Genomic DNA, 20,709 nt, shown 5'->3' on the forward strand with positions numbered 1-20,709 from the left:
CCCGTGCGCACCGCGGGGGGGGCGGGCAGGCCCCCCCCCCCCCCCACAACAGCGTGGTGGGGGGGGTGCTCCCCCCCCCCGGCGGCGCCGCCCGCCCCCCCCCCCCCCGCGGCTCGCGGACATCGCGGCCCAGTCGGGGGTCAGCGAGGCCACGGTCAGCCGCGTCCTCAACGGCAAGGCGGGCGTGGCCGGCGGGACCCGGCACCGGGTCCTGGCCGCGCTCGACGTGCTCGGCTACGAGCGTCCCGTACGGCTGAAACGCCGCAGCGCGGGCTTGGTCGGCCTGGTCGTGCCCGAGCTGACCAACCCGATCTTCCCCGCGTTCGCCCAGGTCATCGAGCAGGTCCTGGCCGGGCACGGCTACACGCCGGTGCTCTGCACCCAGATGCCCGGCGGGGCCACCGAGGACGAGCTGGTCGAGCAGCTTGAGGAGCGTGGCGTCACCGGCATCATCTTCCTCTCCGGGCTGCACGCGGACGCCACCGCCGACCCGGAGCGGTACGTCCGGCTGGCCGCGCGGGGCGTCCCGTTCGTCCTCATCAACGGCTTCAACGAGCGGGTCGACGCCAACTTCGTCTCGCCCGACGACCGGGCCGCCGCGCGGATGGCCGTACGGCACCTGGTCGAGCTGGGCCACGAGCGGATCGGCCTGGCGATCGGGCCGACCCGCTACGTCCCCTCGCGCCGCAAGGCCGAGGGCTTCGCCGCCGAGCTGCACCGGCTCCTCGGGATGGAGCGCGCGGAGGCCGAACAGTACGTCCGCCCCACGCTGTTCGGCGTCGAGGGCGGGCACGCGGCGGCCGACATCCTGCTCGACCAGGGCTGCACCGGCATCGTGTGCGGCTCCGACCTGATGGCGCTCGGCGCGATCCGCGCGGTGCGCGCCCGTGGTCTCGACGTGCCCCGTGACGTGTCGGTGGTGGGCTTCGACGACTCGCCTCTCATCGCCTTCACCGACCCGCCGCTCACGACCGTCCGCCAGCCCGTGCAGGCGATGGCGACGGCGGCGGTCGGCGCGCTCCTGGAGGAGGTGGAGGGCAACCCCGTGCAGCGCACGGAGTTCGTCTTCCAGCCGGAGCTGGTGGTGCGCGGCTCGACGGCGCAGGCGCCGGCCGGTCCGTCGCTGCAACTGCTTGCGTAATCCCTTGCGTTGAGGGGTCCAAAGGGTTGACCCGGCCCCGGGGCGCTCGTACGGTCACGGCTGAAAACAGTTGCTGTTATTTTCGGCAACTTCTTGCGACAGGGACGTCGTCAGGAGGAAACATGGCCAGAAAGACCGTGGCCGCTGCACTCGCCCTGGTGGCGGGAGCCGCTGTGGCCGTCACGGCGCCGCCCGCCCCCGCACGGGCGGCGGCACCCGGGCCGAAGGACGTCACCGCGGTGATGTTCGAGTGGAAGTTCGCCTCGGTGGCCAAGGCCTGCAGGGACCAGCTCGGTCCGGCCGGCTACGGCTACGTACAGGTCTCGCCGCCCCAGGAACGCATCCAGGGCCCGACCTGGTGGACCGCCTACCAGCCCGTCAGCTACAAGATCGCCGGCCCGCTCGGCGACCGCACCGCCTTCACGTCCATGGTCGACACCTGCCACGCCGCGGGCGTGAAGGTCGTCGCGGACACCGTCATCAACCACATGGCGAACGCCTCCGGCACGGGGACGGGCGGGACCTCGTTCTCCAAGTACGACTACCCGGGCCTGTACTCGGGCGCCGACATGGACGACTGCCGGGCCACCATCTCGAACTACCAGGACCGGGCCAACGTCCAGAACTGCGAGCTCGTCGGCCTCCCGGACCTCGACACCGGCGAGGACTGGGTGCGCGGCCGGATCGCCGCGTACATGAACGACCTGCTCTCGCTCGGCGTGGACGGCTTCCGGGTCGACGCCGCGAAGCACATGCCGGCCGCCGACCTCGCGAACATCAAGTCGCGGCTGAGCAACCCGGGCGTCTACTGGAAGCAGGAGGCGATATTCGGGGCCGGTGAGGCCGTCTCCCCGAGCGAGTACCTGGGCAACGGCGACGTGCAGGAGTTCCGCTACGCGCGCGACCTCAAGCGGGTCTTCGGCTCGGAGAAGCTCGCCTACCTGAACAACTACGGCGAGTCCTGGGGCTACATGCCCTCCGGGCAGTCCGGGGTCTTCGTCGACAACCACGACACCGAGCGCGGCGGCGACACCCTCAACTACAAGGACGGCGCCACCTACACACTGGCGAGCGTCTTCATGCTGGCCTGGCCGTACGGCTCACCGGACGTCCACTCCGGCTACGAGTGGTCCGACAAGGACGCGGGCGCGCCGAACGGCGGCCAGGTCAATGCCTGTTACAGCGACGGCTGGAAGTGCCAGCACGCCTGGCGCGAGATCGCCTCGATGGTCGGCTTCCGCAACGCCACGCGGGGCACGGCCGTCGGCAACTGGTGGGACAACGGCAACGACGCGATCGCGTTCGGGAGGGGCGACAAGGGCTTCGTCGCCATCAACCACGAGGGCGCCGCGCTGAGCCGTACCTACCAGACGGGCCTGGCGGCCGGCACCTACTGCGACGTGCAGTCGAACACCCCGGTGACGGTGAACGCCTCGGGCCAGTTCACGGCGACGCTCGGCGCGCACACGGCGCTCGCCCTGCATGTGAACGCCCGCTCGTGCGGGACGTCGTCCTCGGCCACGGGAGCCTCGTTCGGAGTGACGGCGACGACCGCCGTCGGCCAGAACATCTACGTGACGGGCAACCGCGCCGAACTGGGCAACTGGTCCCCGGCGGCCGCACTGAAGCTGGACCCCGCGTCGTACCCGGTCTGGAAGCTGGACGTCGCCCTGCCGGGCTCCACGGCCTTCGAGTACAAGTACCTGCGCAAGGACGCCTCGGGCAACGTGACCTGGGAGTCCGGCGCGAACCGCAGGGCGACCGTGCCCGCGTCCGGCCAGGTCGTCCTCGCCGACACCTTCCGCAGCTGACGCCCCCCTCACTCAGGGCCGCCCCACCGGGGGCGGCCCTCCTTCCCGTACCTCCAGGGAGACCTCCGTGATACGCAAGAGAACGGCGGCCGTGCTGGCCACCGCCCTGTGCGCGGCCCTCGTGCCCGTCCTCCCCGCATCCGCCGCACCTCCGCCGCCTCCACCCCCGTCCGACCGGGCGCTCGCCGGCCAGCCCGCCCGCCACGACCTCACCCGCGAGCAGTTCTACTTCGTCCTGCCCGACCGGTTCGCCAACGGCGACACGGCCAACGACCGCGGCGGGCTCACCGGCACCCGGCTCCAGACCGGCTTCGACCCCGCCGACAAGGGCTTCTACCAGGGCGGCGACCTCAAGGGCCTGACGAAGAAGCTCGACTACATCAAGGGCCTCGGCACCACCGCCATCTGGCTGGCGCCGATCTTCAAGAACCAGCCCGTCCAGGGCACCGGCAAGGACGCGAGCGCCGGCTACCACGGGTACTGGATCACCGACTTCACCCAGGTCGACCCGCACTTCGGCACCAACGCCGACCTGGAGAGGCTGATCGACCAGGCCCACGCCAAGGGCATGAAGGTCTTCTTCGACGTCATCACCAACCACACCGCCGACGTCGTCGACTACCAGGAGAAGACGTACGACTACCTCTCCAAGGGCGCCTTCCCCTACCTGACGAAGGACGGCGTCCCCTTCGACGACCGCAGCGCCACCGCGGGCGGCGGCACCTTCCCGCGCGTCGACGCGGACTCCTTCCCGCGCACCCCCGTCGTCCCGGCCGAGAAGAAGAACCTCAAGGTCCCGGCCTGGCTCAACGACCCGACGATGTACCACAACCGGGGCGACTCCACCTTCGCCGGCGAGTCCTCCCAGTACGGCGACTTCGTCGGCCTGGACGACCTGTGGACCGAGCGCCCCGAGGTCGTCGAGGGGATGGAGAAGATCTACCAGCGCTGGGTGCGCGACTTCGACATCGACGGATTCCGCATCGACACCGTCAAGCACGTCGACACCGCGTTCTGGACCCAGTGGGCCACCGCGCTCGACGAGTACGCGGCCGAGCGCGGCCGCGACGACTTCTTCATGTTCGGCGAGGTCTACTCCGCCGACCCGGCGATCACCGCCCCGTACGTCACCGAGGGCCGCCTCGACGCCACGCTCGACTTCCCCTTCCAGGACGCCGCCCGCGCCTTCGCCTCCCAGGGCGGGTCCGCCGACAAGCTGGCCAACCTCTTCGGCCAGGACTACCGCTACACGACCGACAAGGCCAACGCCTACGAGTCGGTGCCCTTCCTCGGCAACCACGACATGGGCCGCTTCGGCACCTTCCTCAAGCAGGACAACCCGAAGGCCGGCGACGCCGAACTCCTCGCCCGCTACCGGCTCGCCAACGAGCTGATGTTCCTCACCCGCGGCAACCCCGTCGTCTACTACGGCGACGAGCAGGGCTACACCGGCGCCGGCGGCGACAAGGACGCCCGCCAGACCCTCTTCGCGTCGAAGACCGCCGACTACCTCGACGACGACCAGCTCGGCACCGAGCGCACCCACGCCACCGACGCGTACGACCCGACCCACCCCCTGTACCGGCAGATCGCCGCCCTGTCGAAGCTCACCCGCGAGCACCCCGCGCTCCGCGACGGCGTCCAGGAGCAGCGGTACGCCGAGGGCTCCGTCTACGCCTTCTCCCGTACCGACGCCCGCGCCAAGACCCCGTACGTCGTCGCCGTGAACAGCTCCACCGAGGCGAGGACCGTCGAGATCCCCACCGGTTCGGCGGGCACGGCGTTCACCGCGATCCACGGCGGCGACGCCCGGGTCACCAGCTCCGGCGACACGAAGATCAAGGTGACCGTCCCGGCGCTCGGCTCCCTCGTGCTGAAGGCCGACATGCCGCTCGGCGCGCCCGCCGCCACGCCCACGATCACGCTCAAGGCGCCCGCCGCCGGGGCCACCGGCACCGTCGAACTCTCCGCCGACGTCACCGGCGGACAGCTCAACCGCGTCGTCTTCGCCGCCCAGACCGGCACCGGAAAGTGGCAGGTCCTCGGCTCCGCCGACCACGCCCCGTACAAGGTCACCCAGAAGGTCACCGCCCCCGCCGGAACGGCCCTGCGCTACAAGGCCGTCGTCATCGACAGCGCGGGCCGCACCGCGAGCGCGACCGCCGCGACCACCAGCGGCGCCCCGGCCGTCGAGCAGCCGCCGACCGCCACCCAGCGGGACTACGCGATCGTCCACTACAAGCGTCCCGCCGGGGACTACGACGACTGGGGCCTGTACACCTGGGGCGACATCGCCGAGGGCGAAGGCACCACCTGGCCCGCCGGGAAGCCCTTCACCGGCCGAGACGCGTACGGCGCCTTCGCCTACGTCAAGCTCAAGCCCGGCGCCTCCTCGGTCGGCTTCATCGCCGTGAACAAGGACGGCGTCAAGGACACCGACGCCGACCGGACCGTCGACCTGTCCAAGACCGGCGAGGTCTGGATCGAGCAGGGCAAGTCCGAGGTGTCGAACGCCGCGCCCGAGGGCGCCTACCCGCCGCAGGACACCACGAAGGCCGTCCTGCACCACAAGCGGGCCGACGGGAACTACGCCGGCTGGGGCCTGCACACCTGGACCGGCGCCGCGAACCCCACCGACTGGAGCAAGCCCCTGGAGCCGGTCCGCTTCGACGCCTTCGGGGCCGTCTACGAGGTCCCGCTCGCGGCCGGTGCCACGTCCCTGAGCTACATCCTGCACAAGGGCGACGAGAAGGACCTGCCCAGCGACCAGTCCCTCGACCTGAAGGCGAACGGCCACGAGGTGTGGCTGCTCGCGGGCCAGGAGAAGTACCTCCTCCCGCAGCCCAAGGGCGGCGGCGCGGCCCTCGACCTCACCAAGGCGCAGGCCGTCTGGATCGACGCGACCACGCTCGCCTGGAACGGCAGCGACGCCGCCGCCTCCAGCATGCTGCTCGCCTCGCGCGACGGCTCGGTCAAGGCCGAGAACGGGACCCTCACCGGCGACCGCCAGGTGCTGCGCCTGAACCGGACGCAGCTCACCGACGCCCAGAAGGCCGCCTTCCCGCACCTGAAGACCTACGGCGCCTTCACCGTCGACCCGCGCGACCGCGACCGGATCCGCGAGGCCCTCAAGGGCCAGCTGGTCGCCGCCCAGTACGCGGCGAACGGAGCCGTCCTGACCGCGACGGGCGTCCAGATCGCAGGAGCCCTGGACTCCCTCTACGCGTCGAAGGCGACCGGCAAGGCACTCGGCCCGGTCTTCCGCGACGGCCGCCCCACGCTCTCCCTCTGGGCCCCCACCGCCCAGTCCGTCGCCCTCGAACTCGACGGAAAGGCCGTGCCCATGCGCCGCGACGACGCCTCCGGCGTCTGGTCGGCCACCGGCACGCGCGCGTGGACGGGCAAGCCGTACCGGTACGTGGTGAAGGTCTGGGCCCCCAGCGTCCAGCAGATCGTCACGAACAAGGTCACCGACCCCTACGCCACCGCCCTGACCGCCGACTCCACCCACAGCCTGGTCGTCGACCTCGCGGACCCGAAGCTCGCGCCGAAGGGCTGGACCGGCCTGAAGAAGCCGGCCGCCGTCCCGCTGCGTGACGCCCAGATCCAGGAACTCCACGTCCGCGACTTCTCGATCGCCGACAGCACGGCCGTCCCGGCCCACAAGGGCACGTACCTCGCCTTCACCGACGCGGGCAGCAAGGGCTCGCGCCACCTGAAGGCCCTGGCCGACTCCGGCACGTCGTACGTCCACCTGCTCCCGGCCTTCGACATCGGCACCATCCCCGAGAAGAAGTCCGACCAGACCGCCCCCGCCTGCGACCTGTCGGTCTACGCCCCCGACTCCGAGGAGCAGCAGGCCTGCGTGGCCGCCGCGGCCGCCAAGGACGCCTACAACTGGGGCTACGACCCGCTGCACTACACCGTCCCCGAGGGCTCCTACGCCACCGACCCGAACGGCACCCGCCGCACGGTCGAGTTCCGGCAGATGGTCCAGTCCCTCAACGGCGCGGGGCTGCGCACGGTCATGGACGTGGTCTACAACCACACCGTCGCCGCGGGACAGTCGGACAAGTCCGTCCTCGACAGGGTCGTCCCCGGCTACTACCAGCGGCTCCAGGCCGACGGCTCCGTCGCCACCTCCACCTGCTGCGCCAACACCGCGCCCGAGAACGCCATGATGGGCAAGCTCGTCGTGGACTCGGTCGTCACCTGGGCCAAGCAGTACAAGGTGGACGGCTTCCGCTTCGACCTCATGGGCCACCACCCGAAGGAGAACATCCTCGCCGTCCGCAAGGCGCTGGACGCGCTGACCGTCGCGAAGGACGGCGTCGACGGCAAGGCGATCGTCCTCTACGGCGAGGGCTGGAACTTCGGCGAGATCGCCGACGACGCCCGCTTCGTCCAGGCCACCCAGAAGAACATGGCCGGCACCGGCGTCGCGACCTTCTCCGACCGGGCCCGCGACGCCGTCCGCGGCGGCGGCCCGTTCGACGAGGACCCAGGCGTCCAGGGCTTCGCCTCGGGCCTGTTCACCGACCCCAACTCCTCGGCCGCCAACGGCACGCCGGAGCAGCAGAAGGCCCGCCTCCTGCACTACCAGGACCTGATCAAGGTGGGTCTGAGCGGCAACCTCGCCGACTACTCCTTCACCGACACCTCGGGCCGTACGGTCAAGGGAAGCCAGGTCGACTACAACGGCTCCCCGGCGGGGTACGCGGCGGTCCCCGGTGACGCCCTCGCCTACGCCGACGCCCACGACAACGAGACCCTGTACGACGCGCTCGCCTTCAAGCTCCCGGCGACCACGTCGGCCGCCGACCGGGCCAGGATGCAGGTCCTCGCCATGGCGACGGCGACCCTCTCCCAGGGCCCCGCGCTCTCCCAGGCGGGCTCGGACCTGCTGCGCTCCAAGTCGCTCGACCGCAACTCGTACGACAGCGGTGACTGGTTCAACGCGATCCACTGGGACTGCCGGGACGGCAACGGCTTCGGCCGGGGCCTGCCGCCGGCGGCGGACAACAAGCCCAAGTGGTCCTTCGGGAAGCCCCTGCTGACCGCCCCGACGCTGACGGTCGGCTGCGAGCAGATCGACGGCGCCTCGGCGGCCTACCGGGACCTCCAGAAGATCCGTACGACCGAGCCGGTCTTCTCCCTCGCGACCGCCGGACAGGTCCAGGACACCCTGTCCTTCCCGCTCTCCGGCACCGACGAGACCCCGGGCGTGATCACCATGCGCCTGGGCGACCTGGTCGTCGTCTTCAACGCGACCCCGCAACGGCAGACCCAGCGGATCGCCGCCCTTGCGGGCACGACCTACGCCCTGCACCCGCTCCAGGCGACGGGCACGGACACCACGGCCAAGTCGGCGACCTACGAGACGGCCTCGGGCACCTTCACAGCCCCGGCCCGCACGGTCGCCGTCTTCAAGGCGGGCGTCACGGCCCGCTGAGCGCCTTCTCCAGGAGGGTGACCCCGTAACGCGTGCCGTCGGCGGCGAGCTTGCCCGGCTCCTCGCCGACGACCGCGTAGCCCGCGGCTTCGTAGTACGTACGGAGCCGCGGGTTGCTCGTCACACAGTCCAGCCGGGCCACACCGCGTCCACCGGCCGCGATCCGCTCCTCGGCGTGCGCGAGCAGCGCACGTCCTGCGCCGGTGGGGGCGGCCTCCCGGTCGGTCATCAGGCGGTGGACGTACCCCGCGACCGGCGGCTGCGGGCCCCAGGCCTGCTCGTCCTCCCACCACAGCTCGTACGCGCCGACGGCGCGGCCGTCGCGCTCCATCAGCCAGACCTCACCCGCCGCTATGCGGGAGCGGAAGTGCTCGGCGCTCTTGCCGCCGGGCTGCCACTGGTCGATCCCGTTCCGGACCATCCACCGCGCGGCCCCGTCGTGCAGGCCGACCAGAAGATCGAGATCGTGATCGCCCGCCTGCCGGAAAGTCGTCTGTGCGTTCATGGCGGTCACCGTACGGCGCCGCCCGGTGCTAGCTCTGACCGCCCTGCGCCGGTACCCGCGGCACCAGCGTCATCAGTCGGGTGACCAGCTCGCCGAACGGGCCGTCCGACGGCTCGTCGGCGAGCATGCGGATCAGGATGTCCGCCATCTCCGGGTCGTACGCGGCGCTCACCGCCGCGAGGGCCGCGAAGTCGTGGACCAGCTGGAGTTCCAGCTCCGCGCGCGGCACCCGGCGGCCGTCGAGCCAGATCAGGGCCGTCGACTCGGCGAGCGACACCCAGGAGCGGACGACCAGTTCGAGCCGGGCCGAGGGGGTCGCCACCTCCAGGTGGGCCAGGATCTGCTCGTAGGCCGCCTGACGGACCTCGTCGATCATCGCGTTCGTCGTGGAGGAGCCCACCGCCGGGCCGCCCCGCATCAGCGCCGCGAAACCCGGGCCGTGGTCGTCGACGAAGTCGAAGAACCGGCCCATCACCCGCAGCAGCCGCGCGCCAAGGGGCCCCTGCGGCGGCTCCAGGAAGCGGGCGGCCAGCTCGTCCGCCGCCCGCCGCAGCGCCGCCTCGTACAGGCTCTGCTTGCCGGGGAAGTAGTGGTAGACCAGCGGCCGCGAGATCCCCGCGGCCGCGGCGATCTCGTCGATGGAGACCTCGTCGGGAGAGCGGTGGCTGAACAGCTCCAGAGCCACCCCGATCAGCTGCTGCTTGCGCTCCTCGACGCCCATCCTGCGGCGCACTCCGGTCGTCATGCGAACAGCCTAACGGGCGTCCGATACGCTCCCTCGACATGAGCACATCCGGTCTGAGCCCGAAGCAGGCACGCCAACTGCGGATAGCCGCCGCCTCCGTTCTGCTGGTCACCATGGCCGTGGTCCTGGCGATCCGGCTCGCCAGCAGGACATCCGTCCTCGTCGTCGGCGTGTACGGGCTCGCGATGATCCTCTGCGGCGTCGTGATCGAACTCTCCCGCAACGGCCGTACGCGCCTTGGCACCTGGCTCCTGGTGGGCGGCCTCGCCGCCGCCCTCGCCTTCGACTGGCTGATCCTGCCGTGACCCCGGTCTCCTGGAGGTCCAGGACCAGCTAGAGGTCAAGGACCAGCCGCTCCCCGGCGCACCGCGAGACGCAGATCAGCATCGAGCCGGACCGCTCCGCATCGCCGAGCAGCTCGTCCCGGTGGTCGATCTCGCCCTCCAGGACCCGCTGTTGGCAGGTGCCGCAGAAGCCCTGCTCGCAGGAGTACGCGACCCCGGGCACCGCGTCCCGGACGGCCGCGAGGACCGACTGGTCGGCGGCCACCGTCACCGTACGCCCGGAGCGGCGCAGTTCGACCTCGAACGGGCCGCCGGCCGTGGCGGCGGCGGAGAAGCGCTCCAGGTGCGGGGTCCTGCCCTCGGGCAGCGCGGCGGCCACCGCCGCCATCAGCCCCTCCGGCCCGCAGCAGTAGACCGCGGCCTCCTCGGGGAGACCGGCGAGGAAGTCCAGGTCGGGGCGGCCCGACTCGTCCTCGGGGACCACCGTGACCCGGGTCCCGCCGCCGAGCTTCTCGATCTCGTCGACGTACGGCAGGGTCGCGCGGCTGCGCCCGCAGTACAGCAGCCGCCAGTCGGCCCCCGCCGCCTCCGCCGCGCGCACCATCGGCAGCACGGGCGTGATCCCGATGCCGCCCGCCACGAAGACGTACGCCGGGGCCTCGACGAGCGGGAAGCGGTTGCGCGGCCCGCGGATCTCGATCTCCGTGCCCACGTGGAGCTGCTCGTGGACCTCGCGCGAGCCGCCCCGGCCGTCCTCGATGAGCCGGGTCGCCACCGTGTACGCGTCGGTCTCGGCCGGGTCCCCGCACAGCGAGTACTGCCGGACGAGCCCGGAGGGCAGCACCAGGTCGATGTGGGCGCCCGGCTGCCAGGCCGGCAGGCCGGTGCCTTCGAGACGGAGCCGGACCACCCCGTCGGCGGGCTCGCCGCGTTCGGTGACCTGGACCCTGCGGGTGACGGTCGCGAGCCTGCCACGGCCCGAGACCGGCTCGTCCAGGGTGGGCATCGGCCAGAGCGGAGCCGCTTCGATCCGGCGGCGCGCGGCGCGCTTGGCGAGGACCGCCGCCCCGGCGATCAGGACGACGGTACGCAGACGGGGCATGTCAGCGGCCTCCGTTGGCGCCGGGGGAGTTGGCCAGGTACGCGACGGCCTGGGCCGTGTTCCCCTCCTGGGAGGGGTGGTAGTCGCGGCTGAGGTAGCGCGGGACGGCCCGCAGCAGGTCGGGCGTGGACGGCAGCACGCCCTCCCGGCCCTTGCGGACCAACTGGCCCACGGAGGCGCGGCCGTTGACGAGCGTCGGGTCGTTCTCCATGAAGAAGCGGGTGCCGCGCTGCCAGAGGAAGACCATCGCGGTGAAGGCGGTGGCCCAGGTGCGGGCGCGCCGCCGGTAGCCCCCGTCGAGGTGCATGAACAGCTCGAAGGCCACCGAGCGGTGCTCGACCTCCTCCGCGCCGTGCCAGCGCAGCAGGTCCAGCATCGTCGGGTCCGCGCCCCGCCGGTCCAACTCCTCCGCGTTCAGAACCCAGTTGCCGAGGAAGGCGGTGTAGTGCTCGATGGCGGCGATGAGCGCGACCCGCTCCATCAGCCACCAGCGGCGCGGCCGACCGGGCGGCAGGGTCCGGTCGCCGAGCAGCTTCTCGAAGAACCAGTCGACCTGAGCGGTGTACGGAGTGGGGTCCAGGCCCAGCTTCTTGAGGTGCGGGAGCACGTCGTCGTGGGCCTGGGAGTGGACGGCCTCCTGGCCGATGAACCCGATGACGTCGGTACGCAGCCGGTCGTCGGTGATGAACGGCAGCACCTGCTTGTACACGTGCACGAACCAGCGTTCGCCGGCCGGGAGCAGCAGGTGCAGCACGTTCATGGTGTGGGTCGCGAAGGGGTCGCCGGGAACCCAGTGGAGCGGGGTCTCCTCCCAGTCGAAGGAGACCTTGCGGGCCTTGAGCTCGATGTGCTCCGACGCCACCGGTGCAGGCTGCGTATTAGACATGCCGTCAATGTACTGAGGGGTAAGCAGTTGGCAACAGGGTCGTGCACGAGATTTCCGACCCCGCCCGAAGCCCCGGAACACGCCTCACCCGAGGCCCCGGAACACGCCCCGCCCGAGGCCCGAGAACACCTCCGGGCCGAAGTCCCCGAACACCCACGGGCCGAAGCCCCCCGGAACACCCCCTCCGGCGCAAGGCCCTACCGCAGCGCCCCCACCCGCGTCCCGTTCGACAGCGTGCCGTCGAGGTCGGCGCGGGCGCCCGCCTTCGCCCGTACCGCGAGCAGCCGGCCCTCGGCCTCGCCCTTCACCCCGCCCGTGGTCCGCAGCGAGGTGAACTCCCCGCTGCCCGCCGCCAGGACGTACCAGTGCCCGCTCTTCGCCTGCCAGAGCACCCCCGCGAGGACCCGCGGCTCGCGCACCCCGCACGCCGGTGACTCCTCGGCCCGCGCCACGACGGCCGCCGCCACCCCGGGCGCCGGGACCTGGAACTGGGCGAGCACCCGGCTCCCCGAGCCCCGCCAGGTCTCCGCCCGCGCGCACACCCAGGCCGCTCGGCCCTCGCCCTCCGGCAGCCGCTGCTGGGCGAACGCCCAGGCGTTCACCGACCGCACCCCGTGCGAGCGGACCGCCGTCAGCCGACAGGCCGCCCTCGCCCACAGCTCCCGCGCGGACCCACCGGACGCGTCCTTCCCGGTCACGTCCTTCGGAGTCGAGGGCGGCCCCGAGGTCAGCCGGGCAGGCGCCAGTTCACCGAGGTCGGCAAGGAGCCGGACCCCGGTCGCGTCCCGGACCTGGAGGGTGTTCCACGCCGTGCACCCCTGGGCCTGCGCCGGGCTGAGCAGCGGCTCGGTCACCCCGTCCGCGTCGCGGCCGAGCCGCCAGGGCTCCTTGGCCGGCGCCAGCAGGTCCCGTACGGCCGTCTCCCGCACCCAGGGCGCCGTCAGATAGCGGACGTTGGCCGTCGTGCGGGAGAGGACGAGCGCCGCCGAACCGATCGCGTCCGCCCCGTCGGTCCGCGCGAAGTCCAGGGCGGCACCGGCCGTCCCCGCCCGCGGCTCCGCGTACCGGACGGCCCGCAGCCCGTCGTGGAGCAGCACGATCCGCGAGCCGTCGACCTCGCCCGCGTAGAGCAGTTGGGGCGAGCCCATCGGGGGACCCACCGGCGTGCCCGGCGTCGCCGACGACCGCACCGACGGGCCCGGCCTCGCCCACACCGCGAGCGCCCGGCGCAGTAGCGCCCGGTCGTCCGCGAGGGCGCCCCTGACCGGCCAGACCGAGAAGTCCGTCCGCGTCGAGACCTGCCAGTACCCGGCGGGGACGCGTCTCAGCTTCGCCGGGTCGAGCGCCGCCTCGGCCGCCGGATTGCGGGCGTACGAGGGCGCCGCGGCGCCACCGCGCCCCCAGCCGTCGCCGGGCAGCCCGAGGAGCGTCCCGCACACCAGGGCGGCCGCGAGGGCGGCGAGCGCCGCCCGGCCGTGCTGCCTGCGGCGCATCAGATCGGGCGGCCGGGCCTGGAGCGAGCAGGGATCGAACTCGGGCGAGTCGAGGAGGGCGTAGAGCGCGGGCACCTCGTCCGCGTCCGCGAGCGCCGCCCGCGCCTCGTCCCGTGCCACCCCGGCCGCCCCGAGCACCCGCAGCACCTCCGCGTCCCCCTGCCGCTCCAGGCCCCGCAGCACGTACACCGCGCGGGCCGGACCGGAGAGAGCGGAGAGCCGCTGGTCCAGGGCCAGTTCGTCGGCGCCGCCCGCGCGCGGGAACAGCCGCAGCCCCCACACCTGCGGGAGCAGCGGCGGGAACTGCGCCCGCCGGGGCAGCGCCCGGCGCCACAGCGGCAGCCCCGCGATCAGCGCCTGCCGCAGCACCTCGCCCCGTACGTACGCGTACCCGGGATCCACGGCGTCCTCGGCCCGGCGCGCGCCGGGGACCCCGCCGCCGGACGTCCGGCGGCGCGGCAGCGAGCCCTGGACGAGCGCGTGCGCCGTCAGCACCCGCCGGTTGCGCCCCAGCGAGGGCGGCAGCACGAGGTACGCGATCCGGACCAGCCGCTGGTAGTGCTCGACGAGCGCGGCCTCGGCCTGTTCGACATCGACCGGGTCGCGGGGCGAGCCGAGGGGGGAGGCGTCGAGTTCCTGGGTGCTCACATTCAGCAGAACGAGCGAATGGTGCGATGGTCACCTCGGAGGCGTGGGCCGAACGGCTCAGACGTCGTACACCGTGAGCCGCTCGCGGATCACGTCCGTCACCGCGTCGGGGACGCCGAGCCCGTCCCGTACGTACGCCTCCATCGAACCGTGCCGCACCGCGACCTCGTCGAGCGCCGCCTCCAGGTACTCCGGGACGACCCCGATCAGGGCGAGGGCCAGCTCGGGGTCGCCGCCCTGTGCCGTGAACCCCTCGATCATCGGCGCGAAGGCCTGCCGTACCGCCGGATTGACCGACAGGTACTCCGCCATGACCGTCTTCTCGTCCGCGCCGAGCAGCGTCAGGACGATCGTCGCCGCCCAGCCGGTGCGGTCCTTGCCCGCCGTGCAGTGGAAGAGCAGCGGCCCGCCGCGCGGATCGCCCAGCTCGGTGAGGAACGCCCGGTAGGCGAGGCGGGCGGAGTCGGTCGACACGAAGGCCCGGTACGTGCCGGTGAAGGCCTGCTGGGCCCGGCCCCCGCCGAGGGCCTGCTCGGCCAGCATCGGGTTGGTCAGGAGGGACTTCAGCTGGGCGGCGGGCGGCAGGCCGCTGGCGGCCAGATGGTCGGCGAGCACGTCGGCGAGGAGCAGCCGGCCGCCCGGCGGCAGGTTGTCGGGGCGGTCCGCCCGCTCGTGCGCGGTACGGAAGTCGACGACGGTACCGATGCCGAGGGCGGCCACGGACGGCTCGTCGGGGTCGAGCCGGTCGAGCTGCGCGGAGCGGAAGAGCCGGCCCGAGCGCACGCTGCGGCCCCGGCCCAGGGGGAGGGTGCCCAGGTCGCGGAGGTTGGCGACGGTGGCGGCGGGGATGGCGGGCATGGCGTCGACTCCTCCGGATCGGTCCCTCAGGGCGGTGCGGCATAAAGGGCATAACCTACCAAACCGTAACCGATCGGATTCCGCTCACCCGGACGCGACCGGGCGGGCAGGATGGGCGGATGCTGATGCGTACGCGACGAACAGCAGCGGTGGCCGCGATCCTGCTCGCCCTGGCGGCCTGCGAGTCGGCGCCGGGGTCGGCGCCGGGGCCTGCGTCCGGGTCGGCGCCCGGATCGGCGCCCGAGGAGGCGATCGGCACCCTGGAGCAGATCGCCGAGCGCGCCGTGTGCGCCCCGGAGGTGCAGACGGACGCGGCGGAGCTGCGTCAGGCGAAGTGCGCCACGGACGACGGGACGTACGTCCTGACCACCTTCGCGACCGACCGCGGGCAGCGCGAGTGGCTCAACGAGGCGAAGGACTACGGCGGTTCCTACCTGGTCGGCCGCAAGTGGACGGTCTCGGGCGAGGCGGCGACGGTGGAGCGGGTACGGCTGCGGCTCGGCGGCCGCGTCGAGACCACCGAGCCGCACGGGGCACATCCCTCGGGTACGGCTACGGGGCCGGATGCGGGGCCGGGTACGGGGCACCACTAGCGTCCGCGTTTCCCTTCGGGGCGCTTCCCGAGACACCTATGCTCGAGATCATGACCGCGCAGCCTCCGGAGCCGATACGGCCCGCCGTTCCCCCGGGACAGCTCCGTGCCTCGCACGACGACAGGGAAGCCGTGGTGGAACGGCTGCGCGACGCGGCGGCCGAGGGGCGCCTCGACTTCGACGAGCTGGACGAGCGGCTGGGGCTGGCGCTGACGGCGAAGACCCACGCCGAGTTGGCCGTCCTGACCGCGGACCTGCCGGCGCCCGAGTCCGCGTCCGCCTCCGCAGCGGCGGGAAGCCTCCCGCCGCTGCTGCTCAAGGGCGGGCTGAACGGCGCGTCCCGGGGCCCCGGGCGCTGGGAGGTTCCCGCGCGCGTGATCGCCCGCGGCGGTCTGGGCGGCGTGAAGATCGACTTCAGTCGGGTGGAGTGCCGTCTCCCGGAGGTCGAGGTGGAGGCGTACGGAGAGGCGGCCGGGGTGACCGTGATCGTCCCCGACGGCTGGGCGGTGGACACCGGCGGGATGGATCCCGGCATCGGCGGCCTCAAGGACAGGACCACGGGCGACCGGCTTCCGGGAACGCCGCTGATCCGGCTCACCGGCTCCGGCGGCATGGCGGGAGTGGTCGTCCGCCACCCCAACCGCCGGGAGCGGCGCAAGCTGGAGAGCAACCCGAAGGGCCGCTGACCGCTGTCTCCTCGGTGAGCGCGACCGAGGAGACACGCGCGCGGCGAGCGGCAGCGGCGCCGACGGCCGGCGACGGAGCTACGCGCACCGGCGGAGCTACGCGCGCCGACGGAGCTACGAGCACCGGCGGCCGCTGTTGACGCAGTCCACCACCCTTCGCATCAGCCGCTGGTCGAAGACGTTGATGAAGTCGCCGTGGTCCGTGATCGGCTTGTGCAGCTGCTCGGGGAACGAGTCGACGGCGAATCCCGGCCCGGGAGGCACGTCGTAGACGATCCGCTGGACGAGCTGCGGGATGGCGCGGAAGCCCTTGCCGCACCGCCCGCTCGCCGGGTCGGCGAAGGCCACGTGGGTGCGGTGGTTGGCGCTGTCGGTGTTCCGGCCGTCCCAGCAGCTCTGGAAGCGGAAGGTCCGGACCACCTTGCTGCCCTGCGGGCAGATCGGGTACTTGTCCTTCAGCTGGCGGTTCTCGAACCCGGTGCAGGACCAGGAGGCGTTGGCGTTCGCGTCTCCGTTGGTGAAGGCCTTGGCGTCGCCCGTGATGATCCGCAGGAAGCGCGGCATCGCCGTGACCTTGGAGACCGGGCTGCCGACGAAGTTCAGCGTGACCTGCGCGGGCGTCTGGATCTCGCCCACGTTCTGGTCCTTGCCGCCGCCGTCCGCGTTCGCGTCGTCCTCGGCCCGGCCGTTCTGGAGCCGCAGCACCGGCCAGTAGTACGTGGACCGGTCGCCCTGGTTGCGGCACGTGGTCCGGCCCCTGGCGAGGTCACGGTCGCTCGCGAACGCGTCGTTGGCCTGGTTGCCGACGTAGTCGTGCATGTGGTGGGCGCCGTTGCTCACCCCCGGCGCGACGATGACGTTGTCCGGGTTGAACTTGCCGTTCTTGTTCCGCCCGCAGTCGGTGACGAACGAGCCGCGCGAGCCGCCCCGGCGCTGCGGGGGAAGGTTCACGTTGGGCCGTACGGACCGGATGTCGACGAAGTCGGCGGCCTCGGGGCCGTTCCCCGACTGGCCCTGGCCCTGCCCGTTGCCCCCGCGGCCACCCCCGCTCGGCTCGTCGTCGGCGCGCAGGGTGCACGGCGCGAGCCCGTCGAGCGGCTCGCCCACCGACTGCCCGATCCGCTGGAGCACCGGGAGCCGCTCGCCCTCCAGCGGGTCCAGGATCTCCCGCTCGGCGAAGTCCGGGTCGCTCTCCACCTGCTCCCGGTCGTCGGCGAGCCGCTGGTAGGCGGCGGTGATCTGACTGTCGAGGGCGGCGAGTTCGCGGTCCACGGTGTCCCGCGCCGCCTCCGGTACGTCGGTCAGCTCCTCGGCCGCGTCGGGGCAGTCGATGGTGGAGACCGCGTTCCGTACGTCGGGCGGCGGCCGGTCGCCTCCGCCCCCGCCCTCGTCGGCCGAGGCGTAGACATTGACGGCGACCAGCCCGCCCGCCCCCAGGATCAGGGCGACGGAGGCGGCCACTACTCGTTTCGCGCGTGTCGAACGTTTTCGTGTGCGTCGCATGGGACTCCATACGCACGCCACGCCCCACGCGTTCAGCCTCAGCGATGCGGACGTTCGTTCGACCCTCTGATCAGGGAGGCGGTCTCCCGCTTCCGGCGGCGGGATGTCACCATGGCCGAATCATGACGGACACCCGGTCGCCGATACGCGCCCTGAGAGCCGCGCTCTTCGCGGCGGTGTGTGTCGTATTGGCAGCAGTGGGGCATTCGTCCATGTCTGCGCACGAGATACCGGCGGGTTCGCTCTCCGTGGCCTTCGTCGTCACCGGCTTGCTCGCGTGGTGCGCGGGTGGCCGACGGCGCGGCGCCGCGGCCATCGCGGGCGGCCTCGCGGCCGTCCAGACCGCGCTGCACCTGATCTTCTCGGCCGGCCAGTCGCACGGCGGCGGTACGGCCGGGCACACGGCCATGGACCACGCGGCCGGGTTGGGGGACACGGCCACGCGGCCCGACCCCGCCATGGCGCACACGGCGATGGACCCGGCGACGGGCTCGGTCATGGAGATGACGACGGGCTCGGCCATGGAGACGACCACGGGCTCGGCCATGGAGACGACCGTGGCCTCGGTCGTCGAGACGGCCGTGGCCGCCGTCGGGAGCCAGTCCTCCCTCGGCATGCTCGCCGCCCACCTCCTCGCCGCCCTCTTCTGCGGCCTCTGGCTCGCCAGGGGCGAGGCCGCGCTCTTCGCGCTCGCCCGCACGGTCGCCGCGCTCGCCTTCACCCCGCTGCGCCTGCTGCTCGCCGTCGTCCGCGTCCCCGAGCTTCCCCGGTCCGTACGCCCCCGGCCGCGTACCCCGCGCCGCCCGCACGGCGTCGTCCTCGCGCACAGCCTCTCCCGGCGCGGCCCGCCCCGGCTGCCCGTACCCCGCGCCGCCGCCCTCGGAGCACACGTCTGACCCGGGGGCGATTCCCCCTGTCGACACCGACTCCCAGGACAGCCATGACCATCGACGATCTCGCGCGCCCGGAATCCGCCGACGCGCCCACCGACAGATCCACCACCCCCTCCACCCGCCCCGGGACCTGGAGCGCCCTGCGCCCCCTCGTCCTGCGCCTGCACTTCTACGCGGGCGTGCTCATCGCCCCCTTCCTGCTCGTCGCCGCCGCCAGCGGACTGCTCTACGCGCTCTCCTTCCAGGCCGAGAAGGTGATCTACGCGCACGAGTTGGAGGTCCCCGTCGGGAAGGAGGTCCTGCCGCTCTCGCAGCAGGTCCACGCCGCCACCAAGGTGAACCCCGAGGGCACCGTCACCGCCGTCTGGCCCTCCGCCGAGGACGGCGCCACCACCCGCGTCCTCATGGCCGACCCCGACGTCCCCGAGGGCACGTCCCTCGCCGTCTTCGTCGACCCGTACACGGGCGAGGTCCGGGGCCAGCTCCCCAGCTACGGCAGCTCCGGCGCGCTCCCGCTGCGCACCTGGATCGACGAACTCCACCGCGACCTGCACCTGGGCGACCTCGGCCGCAACTACAGCGAGCTGGCCGCCAGCTGGCTGTGGGTGATAGCCCTCGGCGGCCTGGCGCTCTGGATCGGCCGGCGCCGCAAGAACCGCCGTGAGCTCTTCGTACCGGAGCGCGGCCCCAAGTCCCGCCGCCGCACGCTCTCCTGGCACGGCACGGTCGGCCTGTGGGCCGTCGCCGGTCTCGTCGTGCTCTCCGCGACCGGTCTGACCTGGTCGCGGTACGCGGGCGAGAACATCGGCGCGGTCCAGGACCAGCTGGGCGGCGCGACCCCGACCGTCTCCGCGACGCTCGCCGGCGCGGGCGACGGCGGCTCGGAGCACGAGGGCCACGACATGAGCGGCCACACGGCCGCCCCCAAGGGCCCGGACGTCGGCATCGACAAGGTCGTCGAGGCGGCCGCCGCGAAGGGCATCGAGGGGAAGATGTCCGTCGTCCTGCCCTCCGAGGGCAAGGGGTACGTCGTCAAGGAGACCGACACCCAGTTCCCGGTGCACCTCGACTCGGTCGCGGTGAACCCGGCCGACGGCACGGTCATGGACGAGCTGCGGTTCACCGACTACCCGGTGCTCGCCCAGCTCACCCGCTTCGGCATCGACATGCACATGGGCGTGACCTTCGGCCTGGTCAACCAGCTGGCCCTGGCGGCCCTCGCCCTCGCGCTCATCCTGCTGATCCTCTGGGGCTACCGCATGTGGTGGCTCCGCCGCCCCGGCCGCCCGGTCGCGCGCGGGGCGTGGCGCAAGGTTCCGCCGACCATGCTGCTGCCGCTGCTCGCGACGACCGCCCTCGTGGGCTGGTTCGTCCCGATGCTCGGGCTCAGCCTGGTGGCGTTCCTGGCCGTGGACCTCGCCCTCGCCCTGGTGGCCAGGGCGAAGGCGAGGAGCGAGAAGTCCCGCGCGGCCTGATCAGGGCGCGTACTTGTAGCCGACCCGCCGCACGGTCTGGATCGTGTGGCGGTGCTCGGCGCCCAGCTTGCGGCGCAGCCGCGCCACATGGACGTCGACGGTCCGCCCGTCGCCCACGTGCCCGTACCCCCACACCGTGGTGACCAACTGGTCGCGGGTGTGCACCCGGTGCGGGTGGGCGACGAGGTGGGAGAGCAGTTCGAACTCCAGGTACGTGAGGTCCATCTCGGCGCCGTCCACATGGGCCACGCGCCGGGCGGAGTCGATCGTCACGGGCCCCTGCTCGTCCTCCGGGACGGCGGGGGCCCCCGGCGTCAGGGGCGCCTGCTGGTCGGCGGGCAGCAGCACGAGGTACCCGACCATCGGCGGCCGCCCGGGCAGCGTCGGCAGGGCGTGCGGCGGTGCGGGCAGCAGGGTGGCGCCGGGCGGCAGGAACTCGGCGACCTGGGAGAGGTCGACGACCTCGTTGGGATCGACGGCTCGCAGCCGGTGCCGTCCGGGCCGGAGCGCGGCGGGGGCCGGGGCGGTGCGGGAGACGGGGAGGGCGGCGGTCTGGGTGTGGGCCATGGCAGCTCAGCTCTTTTCGCGCGAGACGGAGAAGAAGACGCAGACGTACGACGTCGTTTCGCGCGTC

At 72.8% G+C, this 20,709-nt stretch carries 16 protein-coding genes; 8 read left to right on the plus strand and 8 right to left on the minus strand.

Translation table 11 applies throughout. The features are described 5' to 3' along the window. Nucleotides 1–121 precede the first annotated feature (121 nt). From AB0E14_RS28635 to pulA, 3 genes are all read left to right on the plus strand, one after another. Nucleotides 122–1,141 (plus strand): LacI family DNA-binding transcriptional regulator, encoded by a 1,020-nt coding sequence (locus tag AB0E14_RS28635; protein WP_362424380.1) that lies wholly within the window; start codon nt 122–124, stop codon nt 1,139–1,141. 122 nt (nt 1,142–1,263) lie between these two features. Then, nucleotides 1,264–2,952: a carbohydrate-binding module family 20 domain-containing protein gene (locus AB0E14_RS28640; protein WP_362424270.1), complete on the plus strand. Its 1,689-nt coding sequence runs from the start codon at nt 1,264–1,266 to the stop codon at nt 2,950–2,952. 67 nt (nt 2,953–3,019) lie between these two features. After that, nucleotides 3,020–8,404 (plus strand): pullulanase-type alpha-1,6-glucosidase, encoded by a 5,385-nt coding sequence (pulA, locus tag AB0E14_RS28645; RefSeq protein ID WP_362424273.1) that lies wholly within the window; start codon nt 3,020–3,022, stop codon nt 8,402–8,404. Here pulA and AB0E14_RS28650 read toward each other — a convergent pair. After that, the gene (locus tag AB0E14_RS28650) at nt 8,391–8,909 is read right to left on the minus strand and encodes a GNAT family N-acetyltransferase (protein WP_362424276.1); all 519 of its coding nucleotides are present in this window, start codon (nt 8,907–8,909) and stop codon (nt 8,391–8,393) included. The two genes, pulA and AB0E14_RS28650, sit on opposite strands and share 14 nt — an antisense overlap. Before the next feature lie 28 nt (nt 8,910–8,937). Further along, a complete protein-coding gene (locus AB0E14_RS28655) occupies nt 8,938–9,654 on the minus strand; it encodes a TetR/AcrR family transcriptional regulator (protein WP_362424279.1) in 717 nt (238 codons plus the stop codon). A 38-nt stretch (nt 9,655–9,692) separates the two neighbouring features. Here AB0E14_RS28655 and AB0E14_RS28660 point away from each other — a divergent pair, with 38 nt between their 5' ends. Continuing rightward, nucleotides 9,693–9,959, plus strand: coding sequence for a hypothetical protein (locus AB0E14_RS28660; protein ID WP_362424282.1), 267 nt, complete (start codon nt 9,693–9,695; stop codon nt 9,957–9,959). A gap of 28 nt (nt 9,960–9,987) precedes the next feature. Here the strand turns inward: AB0E14_RS28660 and AB0E14_RS28665 are convergent, their stop codons facing one another. The 4 genes from AB0E14_RS28665 to AB0E14_RS28680 all read right to left on the minus strand — a co-directional run bounded on the left by AB0E14_RS28665 (nt 9,988) and on the right by AB0E14_RS28680 (nt 14,925). Next, nucleotides 9,988–11,040 (minus strand): PDR/VanB family oxidoreductase, encoded by a 1,053-nt coding sequence (locus tag AB0E14_RS28665; RefSeq protein WP_362424285.1) that lies wholly within the window; start codon nt 11,038–11,040, stop codon nt 9,988–9,990. A gap of 1 nt (nt 11,041) precedes the next feature. Beyond that, a complete protein-coding gene (locus tag AB0E14_RS28670; RefSeq protein ID WP_362424289.1) occupies nt 11,042–11,926 on the minus strand; it encodes a metal-dependent hydrolase in 885 nt (294 codons plus the stop codon). 197 nt (nt 11,927–12,123) lie between these two features. Then, nucleotides 12,124–14,076 (minus strand): hypothetical protein, encoded by a 1,953-nt coding sequence (locus AB0E14_RS28675; RefSeq protein ID WP_362424382.1) that lies wholly within the window; start codon nt 14,074–14,076, stop codon nt 12,124–12,126. Nucleotides 14,077–14,124: 48 nt separating this feature from the next. Then, nucleotides 14,125–14,925 (minus strand): tyrosine-protein phosphatase, encoded by an 801-nt coding sequence (locus AB0E14_RS28680; RefSeq protein WP_362424292.1) that lies wholly within the window; start codon nt 14,923–14,925, stop codon nt 14,125–14,127. Nucleotides 14,926–15,050: 125 nt separating this feature from the next. Here AB0E14_RS28680 and AB0E14_RS28685 point away from each other — a divergent pair, with 125 nt between their 5' ends. Both AB0E14_RS28685 and AB0E14_RS28690 read left to right on the plus strand, forming a co-directional pair. Then, nucleotides 15,051–15,518, plus strand: coding sequence for a hypothetical protein (locus AB0E14_RS28685; protein WP_362424384.1), 468 nt, complete (start codon nt 15,051–15,053; stop codon nt 15,516–15,518). A 50-nt stretch (nt 15,519–15,568) separates the two neighbouring features. Continuing rightward, on the plus strand, nt 15,569–16,204 hold the full coding sequence (locus tag AB0E14_RS28690; protein ID WP_362424296.1) for a DUF1707 domain-containing protein: 636 nt from the start codon (nt 15,569–15,571) through the stop codon (nt 16,202–16,204). A gap of 114 nt (nt 16,205–16,318) precedes the next feature. Here the strand turns inward: AB0E14_RS28690 and AB0E14_RS28695 are convergent, their stop codons facing one another. Continuing rightward, complete coding sequence (locus AB0E14_RS28695; protein ID WP_362424299.1) at nt 16,319–17,707, minus strand: DUF1996 domain-containing protein; 1,389 nt, start codon at nt 17,705–17,707, stop codon at nt 16,319–16,321. A 212-nt stretch (nt 17,708–17,919) separates the two neighbouring features. Here AB0E14_RS28695 and AB0E14_RS28700 point away from each other — a divergent pair, with 212 nt between their 5' ends. Together AB0E14_RS28700 and AB0E14_RS28705 are read left to right on the plus strand one after the other, a co-directional pair. After that, nucleotides 17,920–18,603, plus strand: coding sequence for a hypothetical protein (locus AB0E14_RS28700; protein ID WP_362424302.1), 684 nt, complete (start codon nt 17,920–17,922; stop codon nt 18,601–18,603). A 44-nt stretch (nt 18,604–18,647) separates the two neighbouring features. Continuing rightward, nucleotides 18,648–20,075: a PepSY domain-containing protein gene (locus AB0E14_RS28705; RefSeq protein ID WP_362424305.1), complete on the plus strand. Its 1,428-nt coding sequence runs from the start codon at nt 18,648–18,650 to the stop codon at nt 20,073–20,075. Here the strand turns inward: AB0E14_RS28705 and AB0E14_RS28710 are convergent, their stop codons facing one another. Beyond that, the gene (locus AB0E14_RS28710; protein ID WP_362424308.1) at nt 20,076–20,642 is read right to left on the minus strand and encodes a winged helix-turn-helix domain-containing protein; all 567 of its coding nucleotides are present in this window, start codon (nt 20,640–20,642) and stop codon (nt 20,076–20,078) included. Nucleotides 20,643–20,709 lie beyond the last annotated feature (67 nt).

Source organism: Streptomyces sp. NPDC047981 (genome assembly GCF_040653315.1).
Classification (GTDB): domain Bacteria; phylum Actinomycetota; class Actinomycetes; order Streptomycetales; family Streptomycetaceae; genus Streptomyces.

What these genes read in the sequence shown, in the direction of transcription:
- AB0E14_RS28640 (WP_362424270.1), top strand. Translation starts at nt 1,264, where the DNA reads ATGGCCAGAAAGACCGTGGCCGCTGCACTCGCCCTGGTGGCGGGAGCC.
- AB0E14_RS28650 (WP_362424276.1), bottom strand. Translation starts at nt 8,909, where the DNA reads ATGAACGCACAGACGACTTTCCGGCAGGCGGGCGATCACGATCTCGAT.
- AB0E14_RS28655 (WP_362424279.1), bottom strand. Translation starts at nt 9,654, where the DNA reads ATGACGACCGGAGTGCGCCGCAGGATGGGCGTCGAGGAGCGCAAGCAG.
- AB0E14_RS28660 (WP_362424282.1), top strand. Translation starts at nt 9,693, where the DNA reads ATGAGCACATCCGGTCTGAGCCCGAAGCAGGCACGCCAACTGCGGATA.
- AB0E14_RS28665 (WP_362424285.1), bottom strand. Translation starts at nt 11,040, where the DNA reads ATGCCCCGTCTGCGTACCGTCGTCCTGATCGCCGGGGCGGCGGTCCTC.
- AB0E14_RS28670 (WP_362424289.1), bottom strand. Translation starts at nt 11,926, where the DNA reads ATGTCTAATACGCAGCCTGCACCGGTGGCGTCGGAGCACATCGAGCTC.
- AB0E14_RS28680 (WP_362424292.1), bottom strand. Translation starts at nt 14,925, where the DNA reads ATGCCCGCCATCCCCGCCGCCACCGTCGCCAACCTCCGCGACCTGGGC.
- AB0E14_RS28685 (WP_362424384.1), top strand. Translation starts at nt 15,051, where the DNA reads ATGCGTACGCGACGAACAGCAGCGGTGGCCGCGATCCTGCTCGCCCTG.
- AB0E14_RS28690 (WP_362424296.1), top strand. Translation starts at nt 15,569, where the DNA reads ATGACCGCGCAGCCTCCGGAGCCGATACGGCCCGCCGTTCCCCCGGGA.
- AB0E14_RS28695 (WP_362424299.1), bottom strand. Translation starts at nt 17,707, where the DNA reads ATGCGACGCACACGAAAACGTTCGACACGCGCGAAACGAGTAGTGGCC.
- AB0E14_RS28700 (WP_362424302.1), top strand. Translation starts at nt 17,920, where the DNA reads ATGTCTGCGCACGAGATACCGGCGGGTTCGCTCTCCGTGGCCTTCGTC.
- AB0E14_RS28705 (WP_362424305.1), top strand. Translation starts at nt 18,648, where the DNA reads ATGACCATCGACGATCTCGCGCGCCCGGAATCCGCCGACGCGCCCACC.
- AB0E14_RS28710 (WP_362424308.1), bottom strand. Translation starts at nt 20,642, where the DNA reads ATGGCCCACACCCAGACCGCCGCCCTCCCCGTCTCCCGCACCGCCCCG.